The sequence below is a fragment of the Acetonema longum DSM 6540 genome (assembly GCF_000219125.1).
GTDB lineage: Bacteria > Bacillota > Negativicutes > Sporomusales > Acetonemataceae > Acetonema > Acetonema longum.
Map to the genome: position 1 here is coordinate 1 of NZ_AFGF01000062.1, position 1,363 is coordinate 1,363.

1 protein-coding gene and 1 pseudogene are annotated in these 1,363 nt (G+C 39.5%); both read right to left on the bottom strand.

All coding sequences use genetic code 11. The features are described from left to right. Positions 1-165: 165 nt before the first annotated feature. The gene (locus tag ALO_RS08030; protein ID WP_040292978.1) at positions 166-804 is read right to left on the bottom strand and encodes a DUF5984 family protein; all 639 of its coding nucleotides are present in this window, start codon (positions 802-804) and stop codon (positions 166-168) included. 88 nt (positions 805-892) lie between these two features. Next, positions 893-1,363 (bottom strand): annotated as a pseudogene (locus ALO_RS22390) (hypothetical protein); the annotation flags it as partial.

The following is a 1,363-nucleotide window of genomic DNA, read 5'->3' on the forward strand; positions in this document are numbered from 1 at the left end:
CTTTCATTCTTCATACGGGTTTAGTTAGTTTAGAAGGCGTTGGAACCGGTTTTACGTTGGGCGATCATCAGGCTGTCGCTGCCGGCTTGGAGGGTGGTGGCCAGATGGGGAGAAAAATTTCCATCCCCGCGCTTCCCCCTGGGTTTCAAACATCCCAGCGTCACCCTATTTTAGCATGCTGACCTTTTTCTGCAATCCAGTTATGGACTGGTCACCTATTTTTGCATCTCTACCTAATTTAGTCTCCAAATTACTCAGTATATTATCTAAGAAATCAAATATTGTCTTCTTAAAGTCTGCTTTAGGAACAGCATAGCTCCCTTTAGGATTTGTAAAAAATATTTGTTTATCCTCAAAAAAGTTATTATTCCAAGCCACCTCAATATAATTGCGATTCCGCCTAAAATAGACACTTGCAAGCATTGACCCAGCTCTACTCGAAAACCACGAATGCCTAAAGAGCCACGAATTTTTAGCTTGGTACCACAAATACAACTCATCATCTTCTTCAGATTCAAATTTATCGCTTTCCTGAATTAATTCTAATATATTGTCACCTTGTACAGGCAATGGGAAAGGATCATACCCCAAAATAAATTCTAAGTTGTTACACAACCATTCTACAATATGTATCAAATTCCATTCATAAGGCTTTTTATCATCATTGATTGTGTACTCGCAGATGTCATATCCTGCTACCCATAGCCTGAAAATTCCCCACGAGTTTTGTAAAACTTCTTCCTCCTCATACGGACTGGGTAAAAACTGATATTCGATAGCAAATTTTTTCATATTACCGAACATATTCACTTTAATTCCTCCATGGAACAGAGTTACTACGATAGGATGATAGTTTAAAACTGTCATCCTATCGTGCTAACGTCTCTAACAGCTATTTATTCTTAATCCATTTATTATACTGAGCATTAGAGATTAACCCATCATTTTTCATCTGTCTTAAAACATCTGTTGGAACTTCTGCCGCAGGATTGATAACTTCGTAAGGATGGAATCCCCCAGCATTATCGGGCTGAAATTTAACTAATTTACCATCATGCACATTGTACAACTGTTTATTTCCAGATGAAGAGTAGGCTGTTTCTAAAGATTTCTGTCCTGCAGTTGTATTATTACCAAAGGGATTAGGACTTATATCGCGACCAGGAGTATCATGTTTAGGATTAGGTACATATTTTCGCCCAGAAGCCGCCCCCTGAACTGCATCTGCTGTTTTGCCTGCCGCTTTAGCCGCATCTCCTGTTGTGTCTGCTAGTTTGGCCGCATCTGCTAAATCATCTGCCTTTGTAGCTATCTTGGATACTCTCACCACCGCTTTTTCACCTTTGGTGATGAAACTAATTAG

Excerpts from the sequence above, each read along its gene's own strand:
- ALO_RS08030 (WP_040292978.1), bottom strand. The coding sequence starts at position 804 with ATGTTCGGTAATATGAAAAAATTTGCTATCGAATATCAGTTTTTACCC.